Origin of the sequence: Methylobacterium sp. Leaf89 (assembly GCF_001422215.1) — a bacterium.
GTDB lineage: Bacteria > Pseudomonadota > Alphaproteobacteria > Rhizobiales > Beijerinckiaceae > Methylobacterium.
This window is the reverse complement of record NZ_LMML01000028.1, coordinates 863,921-878,481: the sequence shown is the minus strand read 5'-3', so window position 1 is coordinate 878,481 and position 14,561 is coordinate 863,921. Positions and strand designations below refer to the sequence as shown.

Sequence of the window (14,561 nt, the reverse complement as noted above, 5' to 3'; positions counted from 1 at the left end):
CCAACCCGGTCCTCTCCGTTTCACGACGGGGAGGACTTCCTGTTTCCGGCGTGTCGGCTCGCGAGAGTGATGGGCACGCCCTCTCCTCCGCCCGGAGCCGCTCGATGTCCCAAGCCGAAGACGATGCCGCCCTGCTGGAGGCCGGCCGCCTGCTGTTCGCGGGCGCGGCCGACTTCATCGCCTCGGCCCCCAACGTGCCCGCCCTTCCGCCGATGAAGGGCGTGGAGATCGCCTTCGCGGGCCGTTCCAACGTGGGCAAATCGAGCCTCGTCAACGCACTCACCGGGCGCAACACCCTGGCGCGGACCTCGCACACCCCGGGGCGCACGCAGCAGCTGAACTTCTTCGATATCGGCGGCCGCCTGACCCTGGTCGACATGCCGGGCTACGGCTACGCGGCGGTGGAGAAGACCAAGGTCGAGGCCTGGACCGACCTGATTCACGACTACCTGAAGGGCCGCTCGAACCTGGCCCGGGTGTTCATGCTGATCGACTCGCGTCACGGCCTGAAAAGCATCGACACCGACGTCCTCGACGGCCTCGATAAGGCCGCCGTGAGCTACCAGATCGTGCTGACCAAGGGCGATGCCCTGAAGAAGTCCGAGATGGACGCCCGCATCGCCGGGGTGCAGGCCGCCATCGCCCGGCGGCCGGCCGCCTACCCGGAGATCCTGCTTACCTCGAGCCGCGACGACCGGGGTGTACCCGAACTTCGGGCCAGTGTCGCCCGCCTGCTGCAGGAGCGCGGCGCGTGAACGGCCTCGATCGCGTTCTCCTGGCGCTTGGCGCCCTCGCGGGTCTCCTCGGCGTCGCCGCGAGCGCCGCGGCGGCCCATCTCAGCGGGGCTGACAGCCTGAGGACCGCCGCCCAGTTCCTGCTGTTCCACGCCCCAGCGATCCTCGGGCTCGTGGCGTTGGCCGCCAGCGGCACGACGCACCGGCCGGTCACCCGCCTCGCAGCAGCCGCCCTGGTGGTCGGCCTCGCACTGTTCTCGGGCGACCTTGCGCTTCGGGCGCTCCATGGCACACCGCTCTTTCCCATGGCGGCCCCGACCGGTGGCTTCGTCCTGATGGCCGGCTGGCTACTCGTGGCCGCGGCAGCCTTCGTTCCGGCACGTCGGTCCTGAGGTATGAGCCGGCGGCTGGGCGTCGGATGAGCATCGCGTCACCGCGCGGGCGACGCCGCGTCCTCGGCCCTGAAGCCGTGCGCCCTCGTACGCCCTCGACGGCCCCGCAGAGCCGCTGAAGCCCGTCGCTTAACGGATCAGCGGCGGCAGTTGCGGCGCGGCGCCGTCCGGCAGCGCGGTCTGGGCCATATTCATGCTCATGGCGAGCAGCGTGTAATAGCCGTTGATGCCCGCCATCTCGATGGCGCCCTGCTCGCCGAAGGTTTGGACCGCCCGGGCGTAGGTGGTGTCGCTCACCGCCTTGTTGTGATGCAGCTCCGTCGAGAACGCGTAGACCAGCGTCTCCTCCGGCCCCATCGCGTCCGGCCGCCGGCCTTCCCGGATCGCGGCGACGATCGCCGGATCGAGGCCGGCCTTCAGGGCGATCGGCGCATGGATGTGCCACTCCAGCTGCTGCGTCCATTCCCGGGCGGTGATCAGGATGATGAACTCGCTCAGCCGCAGGGGCAGTACGCTGCGGTAGCGCAGGTGCAGCCCCATATTGCTCGCGTTGGTCATCAGCTCGGGACTGCGCAGGAGCGGCACGAACGGACCGAAGACGGGGGTCTTGCGCGCCGCGAGAAAAGCCTCGGATGCCGCTTTCTGCTCCGGGCTGAGGGCGTCGGCCGGTATCGGCGGCAGGCGGTCTTGGGCCAAGGCGGACAGGCTCCCGAAGAGAAGGATCGACAGGACCGGCAGGACGGCGACACGCATGGGTTTACTCCTCCGGTCCGGCTTCCGGCCGCAACCTACGGCATCACCGGCGGGTGGTAGGTCAGCGTGAAGGCCAGGGCCCAGAGCAGGAACAGCACCACCGGCAGGTGGATGAGGAGCTGTAGGAAACTGAACCCGACGATGTCGCGCGCCTTCAGGCCGAGGATGCCGAGGAGTGGCAGCATCCAGAACGGGTTGATCAGGTTCGGCAGCGCCTCGGCCGCGTTGTAGACCATCACCGCCCAGCCGAGATGGACCTGCAGTTCGTTGGCCGCCTGCATCACGTAGGGCGCCTCGAGCAGCCATTTGCCGCCGCCCGACGGCACGAAGAAGCCGAGCACCGCCGAGTAGACGCCCATCGAGATCGGGAAGCTGCCCGTGGTGTTCAGGCTGACGAAGGCGTGGGTGATCACCTCGGAGACCGAGATCCCGGCGGCGTTCTTCGGCCCGGTCAGCATCGCGCTGATGGCGGCGTAGAGCGGGAACTGGATGAGGATGCCGGCAGTCGCCGGAACGGCCTTGGCCACCGCCACGAGGAAACGCTTCGGGCGCCAATGCAGCAGCAGCCCGAGGGTGATGAACAGGAGGTTGTAGGTGTTCAGGTTCGAGATCGCGGTGATCCAGGATTGCCGCGCGAACTCCTGGTAGATCCAGGCGCCGGCGATCACCACGAGGAGGATCGTGAGGATCGGGGAGTGCTCCAGCCATTCACCGGGTTGCTCGGGCCGGCCGAGATCGGCTTCTTCGCGCGCGACGCTCACGCCGAGATCCTCGGCCGTCACCGCAGTGCTCGGGCGCGGCGCCGAGGCATAGGCGATGATCACCGACATCACGAACAGGATCGCGGCGATCAGCATCGACTGCCAGAGGAAGATGGTTTCGCTGAAGGGAATCACGCCGGTGATCGGCAGGAGCGCCTTCGGCAGGCTCGCCGGGTTCGCCTGGAGTTGGGCCGCAGAGGAGCTGAGGCCCATGGCCCAGGTGGCGCCGAGCCCGAGATAGGCGGCGGCCCCGGCGGCACGGTAATCCATGCGGAGCTCCGTGCGACGGGCGAGCGCGCGGGCGAGAAGGCCCCCGAAGATCAGGCTCAGGCCCCAGCTCAGGAACGAGGACAGCATGGTCGCCGCGGCCACGAACCCGACGGCGCCGCGGCCGGTCTTCGGGATGGCGGCGAGGCGATCGATCAGCGCCTGGACCGGGGGTGCCGTCGCCACCACGTAGCCACCGATCGTCACGAAGGCCATCTGCATGGTGAAGGGGATCAGGCTCCAGAAGCCGTCGCCGAAGCTCTTGGCGATGGCGGGCGCCGGGGCACCGTTGGCCAGCGCGCCGAGGGCAACGATGACCACCGCGATGGCGACGAAGATGAAGGCATCGGGAAACCACTTCTCGGCCCAGGCGGTGAAGCGGATGCCGGCCCGCGACAGGGCGCTGTCCAGCGCGGCGGAGTCGGCGCGACGCTCCGGCGTGGGTGTCGACATCGGAAAGTCCTGGGAACGAGGGAATGGCCTTGGGAGGCGCATTGTCCGCAATTGCCGATCCGGCTCAAGACGGAATCCCGCCGGTACACAGGCTTGGCTGTGATGATCGGGTGTGACTGTCAGGGTCGCCGCTTCAGGCTTCATTGAGGGTTCGCCCCTACGATGCGCCCTGTTCTCGCGTGGGAGATCCTGTTCGTGGCCGAAATCTCGAAGCTCCGAGACCTCGATGCGAGAATGGCCGAACGGCGTCAGGCCAGCACCAAGGTGCGGGATCTGGCCCATCAGGAGCGGGACAGGACGGACTTCGAGAAGCCCTTCCTGTCGCCCCTCGGGTGGATGATCGCGGTCATCCTGAACTTCGCCCTGGTGCTGGTCGTGGGCCTCGGCACCGTGCTGGTCCCGCCCCTGATGGCCTGCCGCGAGCAGAGTGCGCGCGGTTTCTTCGCCGGCGACTCCTTCCAGGCCTGCGCCGGCCGGGGCATCTCGGCCAGCTTCCAGGACTTCGACCGTCGCATCCGCCGCCTCGTCCTGCGTTCGGGACAGTGAACGGCCGGCCTGACGAGGCCCGCAACGGCGGCTGCCGTCGCGGGCCCCGGGATGTCGGGATGACGCCCGGCCTCAGTTGAGGGTGACACTCTCCGGCCGGCGCTCGGTGCTGAGGCCGGATTTGCCGACCTTCAGCCCGAGGGGACCGACCTCCACCGGCACCACTTCCCCATCGTGGATCAGCCCGGACAGGAGTTGCTCCGCCAGCCGATCCTGCACTGCCTTCTGGATCACCCGCTTCAGGGGACGCGCCCCGTAGGCCGGGTCGTAGCCCTTGTCCGCGAGCCAGTCGCGGGCCTTCGGATCGACGTCGAGGGTGATCTTGCGCTCGTCGAGGAGCTTCTGCAGGCGCTTCAGCTGGATCTCGACGATCGCACCCATCTCCGACCGCTTGAGACGGTGGAACAGGATGATCTCGTCGATCCGGTTGAGGAATTCCGGCCGGAAGTGGCTGCGCACCACACCCATCACCTCCTCGCGCACGACATCGGTGTCGTCGCCCTCACTCTGGTTGACGAGGTATTCCGAACCGAGGTTCGAGGTCATGATCAGGAGCGTGTTGCGGAAGTCCACCGTCCGACCCTGTCCATCGGTCAGCCGGCCGTCGTCGAGCACCTGGAGCAGGACGTTGAACACGTCCGGATGCGCCTTCTCGACCTCATCGAACAGCACGACCTGGTAGGGCCGGCGCCGAACCGCCTCCGTGAGTGCTCCACCCTCCTCGTAGCCGACATAGCCCGGAGGCGCGCCGATCAGCCGGGCCACGGAGTGCTTCTCCATGTATTCCGACATATCGAGACGCACGAGTGCCGTGTCGTCGTCGAAGAGGAAGCCGGCCAGGGCCTTGGTCAGCTCGGTCTTGCCGACGCCGGTGGGCCCGAGGAAGATGAACGAGCCGATCGGCCGGTTCGGATCCTGGAGACCGGCGCGGGCCCGGCGGACGGCGGTCGCCACCGCCTCCACCGCCTCGCGCTGCCCGACGACGCGCTCGCCCAGCACCGTCTCCATGGCCAAGAGCTTGTCGCGCTCGCCCTCCAGCATCTTGTCGACGGGAACCCCGGTCCAGCGCGAGACGACACCCGCGATGTGGGCCGGCGTCACCGCCTCCTCGACCATGCCGTCGCGGACCACGGCGCTCTCGGCCTGGGCCTCGATCTCGGCGAGCTGGCGCTCCAGCCCCGGGATCACGCCGTAGGCGAGCTCGCCCGCGCGCTGGTACTGCCCCTGGCGCTGGGCCGAGGCCAATTCGTTGCGCGCCTCGTCGAGCTTGCGCTTGAGTTCGGCGGCAGCACCGAGCTTGTCCTTCTCGGCCTTCCAGCGCGAGGTGATCGCGGCGGACTGCTCCTCGAGGTCGGCCAACTCCTTCTCCAACCGCACGAGGCGGTCGCGGGAGGCGGAATCGGTCTCCTTCTTGAGGGCCTCGCCCTCGATCTTCAGGCGCACGATCTCGCGGTCGAGGTTGTCGAGCTCCTCGGGCTTCGAATCGACCTGCATGCGCAGGCGCGACCCGGCCTCGTCCATCAGGTCGATGGCCTTGTCCGGCAGGAAGCGATCGGTGATGTAGCGGTTCGACAGGGTCGCGGCCGCCACCAGCGCCGCATCCTGGATGCGCACGCCGTGGTGCTGCTCGTACTTCTCCTTGATCCCGCGCAGGATCGAGACCGTGTCCTCGACGGTGGGCTCGGACACGAAGACGGGCTGGAAGCGCCGGGCCAGGGCCGCGTCCTTCTCCACGTGCTTGCGGTACTCGTCGAGGGTGGTGGCCCCGACGCAGTGCAGCTCGCCGCGGGCCAGCGCGGGTTTCAGCAGGTTGGAGGCGTCCATCGCCCCATCCGCCTTGCCGGCCCCGACGAGGGTATGCATCTCGTCGATGAACAGGATGATCCCGCCTTCGGCCGCCGTGACCTCGGAGAGCACGCCCTTCAGCCGCTCCTCGAATTCTCCGCGGTATTTGGCACCGGCGATCAGCGATCCCATGTCGAGGGCGAGCAGGCTCTTGTCGCGCAGGGATTCCGGCACGTCGCCGTCGACGATGCGCAGGGCGAGACCCTCGACGATGGCGGTCTTGCCGACGCCGGGCTCGCCGATGAGGACAGGGTTGTTCTTGGTGCGCCGCGACAGGACCTGGATGGTGCGACGGATCTCCTCGTCACGGCCGATCACCGGGTCGAGCTTGCCCTCGCGCGCCGCTTCCGTGAGGTCGCGGGCGTATTTCTTCAGCGCATCGTAGGCGTTCTCGGCCGTGGCGTTGTCGGCGGTCCGGCCCTTGCGCAGGGCGTTGATCGCGCCGTTGAGCGAGGCCGGCGTGACGCCGGCCGCCGCCAGCGCGCGACCGGCCTCGGTGTCCTTCTCGACCGCGAGGGCGAGCAGCAGGCGCTCGACCGTGACGTAGCTGTCGCCCGCCTTCTCGGCCGCCTTCTCGGCGGTGTCGAACAGGCGCACGAGCTCGCGCGTCGCCTGCGGCTGGGACGCGTTGCCGGACACCTTCGGCTGCTTGGCGAGCCAGGCCTCGGTCTGCGCGAGGGCGACCCGCGACTGACCACCCGCCCGATCGATCAGACCGGCGCAGAGGCCCTCGGGATCGTCGAGCAGGACCTTGAGGATGTGGCCCGGATGGAATTGCGGATGGCCCTCGCGCATCGCGAGATTCTGCGCCGCCTGGACGAAGCCGCGGGCGCGCTCGGTATAGATCTCGAAATTCATCTGTGTCCCACCTCCCCGTGTCGGCACGACCCGCCGCCCGCTCCTCGCGGCACGACCGATCGCCGAGACGTCGCCCCCACGGCCGATGCCGCTGGAGACCCCGGCGCCACCTGGCCGCCGGTCTTCGAGATGTAGTGTTGCAAATCGGCACCACAAGGGTGTGGAGCGCGATGGCAGGCGGCCGGCCGCGGACTTGCGCCCGGATGCCTTTCAGGGCCACGCTCGGCGCATGACGGACACGCCCAGCCTGCGCCTCGACGCCCTCCATCGCTACCCCGTCAAGGGGCTCTCGCCCGAGCCGATGGACCATGCGACCTTGACGGCCGGTGACTACTTTCCGGGCGACCGCCTGTTCGCGGTGGAGAACGGCCCATCGGGCTTCGACCCGGCTGCCCCGGTGCACCAGCCCAAGATCAAGTTCCTGATGCTGATGCGCGACGAGGCGCTGGCGCAGCTCGACACGCTCTACGATCCCGAGGACGGGACGCTGACGATCCGCCAGGGTGGCGCGATCGCGGCCCGTGGCGACCTCGCCCAGCCGGAGGGACGGGCCGCCATCGAAGACTTCCTCACCCGCACCATGCCCGGATCCCTGCGAGGCCCAGCCCGCATGCTGTCGGCACCGGCCGGTTATCGCTTCACGGATTCCCCGCGCGGGTTCGTCTCGCTTCTCAACCTTGCCAGCGTCGCGGCACTCGAGACCATGACCGGCGCGGCGGTGGACCCCCTTCGCTTCCGGGCGAACCTCCACGTCACCGGCCTCCGCCCCTGGGCCGAGCTCGATCTCGTCGACCGCACGCTGACGACGGAGGGCGGCGTGCGCCTGCGCATCCACAAGCGCACTCAGCGCTGCGCGGCGACCAATGTCGACCCGGTCACGGGCCAGCGCGATCTCGCAATCCCCCGCACGCTCGCGCAGCATCTCGGCCACACGGATTGCGGTGTCTACGCGGAGGTGCTGGAGGGCGGCGTGCTGACGGTGGGCGAGGCTCTCACCCTGGCCTAGATCGCGTCGCGGTGCACGAGGACGATGGCGGCGGCGTACCCGGCCCGGCGCAGATGGCGCAGGTCCGCGTGACGGCGCTCGCAGGTGACCTTGAGGTAGCGGCTCTCACCTGCGGTCAGGCCCGTGGCGGCCGCGGCGGTCTGCCCGTGCATCAGGCACTCCATGGGGGTGCGGGCAGGGGCGACCATGACGTCGAGGGCGGTGTCTCGGGAGCAATCCTTGGCGAGGAGCGTCGCGGCACAGACGAGGGCGACGGAGAGCAGTTCAGACATGACGGACCCCTTGTTCGAGATGGCGAATAAGGTCCGCGGTGTGGCTCCGGCGTGTGAGCGGCCGCGTGATCGTTGCCTTGGTGTTCCCCGTATCGTTGTTGTCGTTGGAGAGGGCGAAGCACGGCGTGTGCCAGCGTCGTGTCCCAGGAGGCGCGGATCACCGTCCTACGAGGATGGGGCCGCCGTTGGCGCGACCTCGGTCAGCGGCGGATCTGCAACCAATGCGGCTCGGGCTCGGATCGCGGCAGGACGGCCGCGACGGCGTCGAGATCGACGGTGAATTGTTCGGTCAGGAGGCGCCAGACCTCGGATGGGGAGGCCGCCTGCGGGTTGAGCTGGTCGACCGCGCTGGCGATGTGGTGCGGGCTCAACAGGGTGGGACGCGGATGGTACGGATCGGCATTCAGCATGGTGCAGGATCCCCGGCGACTTTCCGATCATGGTTCGTCAACCTTAAGGAACCCTTACCGGTGAGCGGTTGCAACCCCGTTCTCGATGCCTCCGCGAAATGATCCCGCGCGCGCTCCGGCAGCGCCGTCACGCGATGGGGGCCGACAATACCCGGCCTCGCCGCGTGAAATTCATTTCCCCGCTGCTTCGCACCGTCGCGATGCTGCGCTAGAAGCCCGGCGTCGCGCGCGGTGCCCGACGCGCCATCGAGGACGAGCCCCACGATGAAAGAACCGCTGCCCAACGTCCATGTGCGCGCCGAGGTCCTGGTCCAGGCCCTGCCGCACATGCAGCGCTACGACCAGGAGATCGTGGTCATCAAGTATGGCGGCCACGCCATGGGAGACCGGGCGGCGGCGGAGGATTTCGCCGAGGACATCGTGCTCCTGGAGCAGTCCGGCCTGAAGCCGATCGTGGTCCATGGCGGCGGCCCGCAGATCGGGCGGATGCTCGGCCGGCTCGGCATCGAATCGGAATTCCGCGGCGGGCTGCGCGTCACCGACGAGGCCACCGTCGAGGTGGTCGAGATGGTCCTGGCCGGCTCGATCAACAAGCAGATCGTCGGCTGGATCTCGGCCGAGGGCGGTCGCGCCATCGGCCTCTGCGGCAAAGACGGCAACATGGTGCGGGCCCGCAAGGCCACCCGGACCATCATCGATCCCGAGAGCCAGACCGAGCAGGAGGTCGATCTCGGCCTCGTGGGCGAGCCCGAGCACGTCGAGCGCGGCGTTCTCGACGCGGTGCTGAAGGCCGAGCTGATCCCGGTCCTGGCTCCCGTGGCCTTCGGGGCGGACGGCCAGACCTACAACGTCAATGCCGACACCTTCGCGGGCGCGATCGCGGGGGCGCTGCGGGCCAAGCGCCTGCTGCTGCTCACCGATGTTCCTGGGGTGCTCGACAAGGACAAGAAGCTCATCCCCGAGCTGTCGATCGACGATTGCCGCCGGCTCATCGCCGACGGCACCATCACGGGCGGCATGATCCCGAAGGTGGAGACCTGCATCTACGCCCTGGAGCAGGGCGTCGAGGCGGTGGTCATCCTCGACGGCAAGGTCAGCCACGCGGTGCTGCTGGAGCTGTTCACCGATTACGGTGCCGGCACCCTGATCCGTCGGGGCTGAACTCCCTCCCCTGCCCCGCGCTCAGGTCGCGCGGGGCAGCGTCCGCGGCCGGAAGGCCACCAGGGTCATGTCGTCCCGACGCGTCTCCTCGCCGCGATAGGCGGTGAGCGCCGCATCGAGGACCGTCACCTGCTCCGCCAGGGGCGCCGCCTGATGGTTGCCCAGGATCTCGGTCACGCCGCGATGGCCGAGGAGGCGTCGGGCCGGGCCGGCACCGCCCATCTGGTCGGTGATGCCGTCCGTCATCAGGTAGAAGGTCGTCCCGGGGGCAACGCGCAGGCGCGTCTCCTCGACGGCGAAGCGTTCGCCCGGCCGCTGCGGATAGCCGAGGCCGCGCTTGGCGCCGCGGATGCGGGTCACCGCCGCGCCTTCGAGGGTGGTCAGGGCCGAGCCGGCGCCGGCGAAGCGGATCTCGGCCGCGGCCGGGTCCCAGACGCAGAGGCCGCAATCGAGGCCGTCGTCGGATTCCGATCCCCGTCCGTCCTGGCGCAGCTGGGTCCGCACCATGCCGTCGAGGGCCTCCAGGATGGCGGCCGGATCGCGCAGGCCGCGCTCGTGAATCAGACGGTCGAGGGCGGTGGCGACGATGAGGGTCAGGAAGGCGCCCGGAACACCGTGCCCGGTGCAGTCGGCCACCAGCAGGATGCCGAGGCCGTCGATCTCCTCGAGCCAGAAGTAATCGCCCCCGACCAGGTGCAGCGGCTCCCAGAGCACCGCCACCTCGAGGCCCGTGCCGTCGAGGGCCGACCGGTCGGGCAGCACCGAACTCTGGATGCGGCGGGCGTAGCCGATGCTCTCCATCACCAGGTGGTTGGCCTGGGCCAGCTTGTGGTGCGCCTGCTCCAGCTGCTGCAGGAGCTGCTTGGCCTCGTCGCCGGCGCGGAGTCCGTCGACCATGCGGTTGAAGGCTTGGGAGATGACGTCGATCTCGTTGCTGGCGCGGAAGGCGCCATCGAGCTCCACCGGCACCCAGCGCTTGTGCTCGACCTCTCGCATGGCCAGCAGCAGGCGCTTCAGGGGGGCCAGCACGTGCCGCCGCACGTTGGCGTGCAGGGTCAGCACGAAGGCGAGCATCAGGATCAGGCTGGTGACGACGGCGAGGATCGCCTGCTTCTCGGCGTTGCCGCGCAGGGCCTCGGCCGAGATCGACAGGGTCAGGTGCCCCACCGGGGGGGCGACCGGGCCGGCGAAGAGATCCGCCTGCGTGGTGATCTGCTCGAAGGACCGCCCGCGCTTCGGCTCGCCCAGCGTCATCACCACGGTGCCGGCGGCGTCGCGCAGGGTCGCCGCGCGGAAGGCCGGGTCGAGGGTCAGGGCCTCCATCGGGCGGCGATAGACCTCCGGGCTGCCGCTCCAGCCGGGGCCGGCGATGGCCTTGGCGGTCAGGGACGCCATCAGGCCTGCGCGCTCGGTGTAGAGGTGGAGCTGGTCGCGATAATTGACCCAGGCGATGCCGATCTGCGTCACCAGGACGACCACCGCGATCACGGGATAGATCCGCAGGAAGAGGGTGTGGGCGAGGCTGTCGAGGTCACGCCCCTGGGCCGCGCCGCGCAGGGCGCCCGGACGCATCGCGCCCGGCTCGCCGGTCGGAACATCGACGAAGCCAGCCGCGCTGAGGAAATCGCTGCTACGCCGCGGGCCGGCGCCGCGCAGGGACCCGCCGCGTCCCTCGCCGGAGGCAGGCCGGCTGCCGGCGGACGCGCCGGGGGCGGCTCCGAGGGCCGGGGTCTCGGCGGTCATGGCCGAATCGCGGCGCCGGAGGCGTCCGGCGCTGCGGGCCTCAGCGCGATACGATTGCGACCGCAATCCTTGGCCGCGTAGAGGGCCGCGTCGGCCCGCTGCATGGCGCTCTCCAGGGTTTCGCCCGGCTCGGACTGGGCGACGCCGATGCTCACGGTGATCCGCATGGCGGCATCCATCATGGGCACCGGCGTGGCGGCAACGGCCTCGCGCAGGCGTTCCGCGAAGGCCGCGGCGCCCTCCAGGCCGGTATCGGACAGGACGATGGCGAACTCTTCGCCGCCCGTGCGGCCGATGAAGTCGAGGGTGCGCAGGTGCGCTCGACAGATCGCGACGAAGGAGACCAGCGCGGCGTCGCCGGCCGCGTGGCCGAAGCTGTCGTTGAGGAGCTTGAACCGGTCGAGATCGAGGATGAGGATGGAGACCGGGGCGCCGCTGCGGGCGTGGCGCAGCCATTCGCGCGCCGCGACCTCCATGAAGCGGCGACGCGCCAGGGCACCCGTCAGGTCGTCGGTATCGGCCAGACGGCGCAGCTCGGCCTCGAGCCGGGTGCGGTGCTCGATCTCACCGGACAGGGCGGCATTCAGGGCCTGGAGATCCCGGCGCTGATCGGCGAGGCGCTGGTTCGCCTTCTGCAGGTCGAGCTGCATCCGGTCGCTCATCCGGACCAGCCTCTGCTGCTCGCGAAAGCCCCGGCGATAGGCGTCGGCCAGCGCCTGGACGCCGCCGGCGACGTCCGAGAGCCCCGACAGCATCGCCTCGGTGCGGGTCAGCACCGCTTCCTCGGCGTCGTAGAGGCTGAAGGAATCAGCTGGTTCGGAGGCCGCGCCTCCGACGGCCCTGATCGCGCGGGTCATGCGGCCTCCCTCACCATCTCGAACCGCGCGTAGGAGAAGTCGGCGGCGAAGTCCTCGCCCGCCTCCTCGATGGTCTCGTCACCATCGGCGAACCGCCAGCGCACCGTGACCGCGCGCCCTTCCTCGGCGGCGTCCTCGAGGGGCATGAACAGGTTCATCAGCGCTTTGGCGCTCGACGAGTTGAAGTAGGCCAGCCCGACTTCGAACACGATCGGGGTCGCGGAGGTGTCCGCCAGGTAGGCGCGCAGGGCCTGGAGCAGGGGGCCGAAGAAGGCGGCCGCATCCTCGGGGTAGGATTCGCCGTGCAGGGACAGGTGCCCGGTCGCGAAGTCGAAATCGACCCGCGGCGAGCGGTCCGTGGCGGCAAGCTGGATTCGGTCCATCGGTGGTCGGCCCGTCAGATATAGGCTTTGAGGCAGAAGAAGCTGCGCCCGGAGCCGAGCGCCTGGAAGTCGTACTCGACCGGGGCGCTGGAACGCCGTGCGATCTCGATCAAGCCGATGCTGCCGCCGAGGCTTCCCTCGTCCGGTGGCTGGCGGAGCTTCTCGCGGTAATACGCCTTCAATTCGTCGCTGCTCAGGCTCGCGATGTGGTCGAGGCGGGCGCGCAGGGGCGGGACGTCGGGATCGGGCAACTCGTTTCCGCAGACGACGTAGAAGCGTCCCGCCTCCATGCCGACGACGATCACTCCGTTGCTGATCAGGCTCGCCTGCGGACCGGACGGCTTCACGACCTTGTCGGCGGAGTAGCGGATGACGTTCTGGGCCTGCTCGACGAAGATCGCGAAGACCCGCTTGGCCACCGACGCATCGGTCTCGCCCTGGCTCATGCGCAACTTAAGCACTTCGCCGAGAGAGAACAGGACATTCTCCGAGATGTCGCCGCCGAAGGAGAGGATCACGCCCTGGCGCCGGGACGCATCGAAGAAGTTCATGAAATCGCGTGCGAGCAATGCAATTTCTCCCGCCTCACGGGGCCGGCAGCAGACTTGGACGTCGCGCAATACCGCTCTGATCGAATAGCTCGTCGTTCGTATATGTGGAGTTAATCTGGCCTTTTCGTCACGTCTTTCCGCCAGCAAGCAGAATAGCGCCAGGACAATGACTAAGCTGCCTATTTCGAATCCACACAGGACTGATTCTGCCTAACCACTGATCACTCCATCTCGGGTGCGTGTGGAGAGGCGGTCGTCAACGAACCGAGCGGACGAGGTGGACCCAGGGTACAGTTGGGGGAATGCTTGCGGGATGCCGACGGCCATGCTCTGAAAAGCACGCGCCCCGCTTCCCTTCGCGGTGTCCGGTCCCCATCTCGAATGGCCGGGCTTCGCGGCCCACCCAGAACCACATCGACCGACCTTGTTTCTGCCCGGCGAACCCCACTTCACCACCGCCCAATCCCGCGGCTTTCGTCAGGTCGACACCTGGGTGTTCGATCTCGACAACACGCTCTATCCGAGCGACGCCCGCGTCTGGCCGCAGGTGGACGAGCGCATCACCCTCTACGTCATGCGCCTCTACGGACTCGACGGTCTCTCGGCTCGGGCGCTACAGAAGTATTTCTACCATCGCTACGGGACGACCCTGAAGGCGCTGATGGTGGAGTCGGCCATCGATCCGCACGACTTCCTCGACTTCGCCCACGATATCGACCATTCGTCGATCCGCCTCGACCCGGCGCTGGGCGCTGCCATCGAGCGCCTGCCCGGCCGCAAGCTCATCCTCACCAACGGATCGCGCCGGCACGCCGAGAACGTGGCGGCCAAGCTCGGCATCCTCGACCACTTCGAGGACGTGTTCGACATCGCCGATGCCGATTTCATTCCGAAGCCCGAGCGCTCCACCTACGAGCGGTTCCTGAAGCGCCACGGCGTGGAGCCGCGCCGGGCGGCCCTGTTCGAGGACATCGCCCGCAACCTGATCGTGCCGCACGACATCGGCATGTCCACGGTGCTGGTGGTGCCTCCGACGATCGACCCCTTCCGGGAAGCCTTCGAGCAGGAAGCCGTGCGCGAACCGCATATCGACCACATCACCAGCGATCTCGCCGGCTTCCTGGCGGAGCGCGTGTTGCCAGAACTCCCGTGAGCGGCGGCGAACCGGACTGGACGTCGGCTCGGGCACCGGACCTCGGTGCGATCGAGGATCTGGCGCATGCGGCCTTCGCCAATCTGCCCCTGGCATTCCGCAATCTCTGCGCCGGCCTCGTGATCCACGTGGAGGACTTCCCCGACGAGGAGACCCTGCGGGAGATGGATTGCGAGAGCCCCTTCGATCTCCTCGGCCTGTTCCGTGGGATCGGTCTCGCCCAAAGCGGCGAGGCGGCAACCGGACAGATGCCGAATCAGGTCTGGCTCTACCGTCGCCCCCTGCTCGACGACTGGGCCGAGCATGACGAGACCCTCGGCCACCTCGTCACGCACGTCCTCGTCCACGAGATCGGGCACCATTTCGGCCTCTCCGACGCCGATATGGAGGCGATCGAGGCGGCTGCGGACGCCTGA

General features: G+C 68.8%; 16 protein-coding genes. 7 read left to right on the top strand and 9 right to left on the bottom strand.

Translation table 11 applies throughout. The features are described from left to right. Positions 1–104: 104 nt before the first annotated feature. Positions 105–755, top strand: coding sequence for a ribosome biogenesis GTP-binding protein YihA/YsxC (gene yihA, locus ASF18_RS15325; protein WP_056215233.1), 651 nt, complete (start codon positions 105–107; stop codon positions 753–755). Continuing rightward, entirely contained in the window at positions 752–1,126 is a 375-nt protein-coding gene (locus tag ASF18_RS15320; RefSeq protein ID WP_056352707.1) for a DUF423 domain-containing protein, read from the top strand. Before yihA ends, ASF18_RS15320 begins: the two co-directional genes overlap by 4 nt. A gap of 129 nt (positions 1,127–1,255) precedes the next feature. On the opposite strand, the gene ASF18_RS15315 is transcribed toward ASF18_RS15320, so the two are convergent. After that, the gene (locus tag ASF18_RS15315; protein WP_056352705.1) at positions 1,256–1,879 is read right to left on the bottom strand and encodes a hypothetical protein; all 624 of its coding nucleotides are present in this window, start codon (positions 1,877–1,879) and stop codon (positions 1,256–1,258) included. Positions 1,880–1,914: 35 nt separating this feature from the next. Continuing rightward, on the bottom strand, positions 1,915–3,360 hold the full coding sequence (locus ASF18_RS15310) for a TIGR00366 family protein (RefSeq protein ID WP_056215223.1): 1,446 nt from the start codon (positions 3,358–3,360) through the stop codon (positions 1,915–1,917). A gap of 162 nt (positions 3,361–3,522) precedes the next feature. Between ASF18_RS15310 and ASF18_RS15305 the strand changes: the two genes are divergently transcribed. Continuing rightward, positions 3,523–3,906, top strand: coding sequence for a hypothetical protein (locus ASF18_RS15305; RefSeq protein ID WP_056352703.1), 384 nt, complete (start codon positions 3,523–3,525; stop codon positions 3,904–3,906). 72 nt (positions 3,907–3,978) lie between these two features. Here ASF18_RS15305 and clpB read toward each other — a convergent pair whose 3' ends face one another. After that, positions 3,979–6,609 (bottom strand): ATP-dependent chaperone ClpB, encoded by a 2,631-nt coding sequence (gene clpB / locus ASF18_RS15300; RefSeq protein WP_056352700.1) that lies wholly within the window; start codon positions 6,607–6,609, stop codon positions 3,979–3,981. 229 nt (positions 6,610–6,838) lie between these two features. Between clpB and ASF18_RS15295 the strand changes: the two genes are divergently transcribed. Further along, the gene (locus ASF18_RS15295) at positions 6,839–7,615 is read left to right on the top strand and encodes an MOSC domain-containing protein (protein ID WP_056352698.1); all 777 of its coding nucleotides are present in this window, start codon (positions 6,839–6,841) and stop codon (positions 7,613–7,615) included. Here the strand turns inward: ASF18_RS15295 and ASF18_RS15290 are convergent. Further along, a complete protein-coding gene (locus tag ASF18_RS15290) occupies positions 7,612–7,887 on the bottom strand; it encodes a hypothetical protein (protein ID WP_056215210.1) in 276 nt (91 codons plus the stop codon). The genes ASF18_RS15295 and ASF18_RS15290 overlap by 4 nt on opposite strands. Positions 7,888–8,087: 200 nt before the next feature. Then, positions 8,088–8,297, bottom strand: a complete 210-nt coding sequence (locus ASF18_RS15285) for a hypothetical protein (RefSeq protein ID WP_056215206.1) — start codon at positions 8,295–8,297, stop codon at positions 8,088–8,090. Positions 8,298–8,561: 264 nt separating this feature from the next. Between ASF18_RS15285 and argB the strand changes: the two genes are divergently transcribed. Then, positions 8,562–9,458 (top strand): acetylglutamate kinase, encoded by an 897-nt coding sequence (gene argB, locus ASF18_RS15280; RefSeq protein ID WP_055947887.1) that lies wholly within the window; start codon positions 8,562–8,564, stop codon positions 9,456–9,458. A 21-nt stretch (positions 9,459–9,479) separates the two neighbouring features. Here the strand turns inward: argB and ASF18_RS15275 are convergent, their stop codons facing one another. Genes ASF18_RS15275 through ASF18_RS15260 form a run of 4 tightly spaced genes read right to left on the bottom strand, consistent with a single transcriptional unit; the run spans position 9,480 to position 13,010 of the window. Beyond that, entirely contained in the window at positions 9,480–11,201 is a 1,722-nt protein-coding gene (locus ASF18_RS15275) for a SpoIIE family protein phosphatase (RefSeq protein WP_056352696.1), read from the bottom strand. Beyond that, positions 11,198–12,058 (bottom strand): diguanylate cyclase, encoded by an 861-nt coding sequence (locus ASF18_RS15270; protein ID WP_056352695.1) that lies wholly within the window; start codon positions 12,056–12,058, stop codon positions 11,198–11,200. Before ASF18_RS15270 ends, ASF18_RS15275 begins: the two co-directional genes overlap by 4 nt. After that, on the bottom strand, positions 12,055–12,441 hold the full coding sequence (locus ASF18_RS15265) for a DUF1987 domain-containing protein (RefSeq protein WP_056215197.1): 387 nt from the start codon (positions 12,439–12,441) through the stop codon (positions 12,055–12,057). The genes ASF18_RS15270 and ASF18_RS15265 overlap by 4 nt, the downstream gene beginning before the upstream one ends. Before the next feature lie 14 nt (positions 12,442–12,455). Further along, on the bottom strand, positions 12,456–13,010 hold the full coding sequence (locus ASF18_RS15260; protein WP_056275594.1) for a SiaB family protein kinase: 555 nt from the start codon (positions 13,008–13,010) through the stop codon (positions 12,456–12,458). Between the two features lie 406 nt (positions 13,011–13,416). Between ASF18_RS15260 and ASF18_RS15255 the strand changes: the two genes are divergently transcribed. Further along, positions 13,417–14,145 (top strand): pyrimidine 5'-nucleotidase, encoded by a 729-nt coding sequence (locus ASF18_RS15255; RefSeq protein WP_056215191.1) that lies wholly within the window; start codon positions 13,417–13,419, stop codon positions 14,143–14,145. After that, the gene (locus ASF18_RS15250; protein ID WP_056352691.1) at positions 14,142–14,561 is read left to right on the top strand and encodes a metallopeptidase family protein; all 420 of its coding nucleotides are present in this window, start codon (positions 14,142–14,144) and stop codon (positions 14,559–14,561) included. Before ASF18_RS15255 ends, ASF18_RS15250 begins: the two co-directional genes overlap by 4 nt.

What these genes read in the sequence shown, in the direction of transcription:
- yihA (WP_056215233.1), top strand. Translation starts at nt 105, where the DNA reads ATGTCCCAAGCCGAAGACGATGCCGCCCTGCTGGAGGCCGGCCGCCTG.
- ASF18_RS15315 (WP_056352705.1), bottom strand. Translation starts at nt 1,879, where the DNA reads ATGCGTGTCGCCGTCCTGCCGGTCCTGTCGATCCTTCTCTTCGGGAGC.
- ASF18_RS15310 (WP_056215223.1), bottom strand. Translation starts at nt 3,360, where the DNA reads ATGTCGACACCCACGCCGGAGCGTCGCGCCGACTCCGCCGCGCTGGAC.
- ASF18_RS15305 (WP_056352703.1), top strand. Translation starts at nt 3,523, where the DNA reads ATGCGCCCTGTTCTCGCGTGGGAGATCCTGTTCGTGGCCGAAATCTCG.
- clpB (WP_056352700.1), bottom strand. Translation starts at nt 6,609, where the DNA reads ATGAATTTCGAGATCTATACCGAGCGCGCCCGCGGCTTCGTCCAGGCG.
- ASF18_RS15295 (WP_056352698.1), top strand. Translation starts at nt 6,839, where the DNA reads ATGACGGACACGCCCAGCCTGCGCCTCGACGCCCTCCATCGCTACCCC.
- ASF18_RS15290 (WP_056215210.1), bottom strand. Translation starts at nt 7,887, where the DNA reads ATGTCTGAACTGCTCTCCGTCGCCCTCGTCTGTGCCGCGACGCTCCTC.
- ASF18_RS15285 (WP_056215206.1), bottom strand. Translation starts at nt 8,297, where the DNA reads ATGCTGAATGCCGATCCGTACCATCCGCGTCCCACCCTGTTGAGCCCG.
- argB (WP_055947887.1), top strand. Translation starts at nt 8,562, where the DNA reads ATGAAAGAACCGCTGCCCAACGTCCATGTGCGCGCCGAGGTCCTGGTC.
- ASF18_RS15275 (WP_056352696.1), bottom strand. Translation starts at nt 11,201, where the DNA reads ATGACCGCCGAGACCCCGGCCCTCGGAGCCGCCCCCGGCGCGTCCGCC.
- ASF18_RS15270 (WP_056352695.1), bottom strand. Translation starts at nt 12,058, where the DNA reads ATGACCCGCGCGATCAGGGCCGTCGGAGGCGCGGCCTCCGAACCAGCT.
- ASF18_RS15265 (WP_056215197.1), bottom strand. Translation starts at nt 12,441, where the DNA reads ATGGACCGAATCCAGCTTGCCGCCACGGACCGCTCGCCGCGGGTCGAT.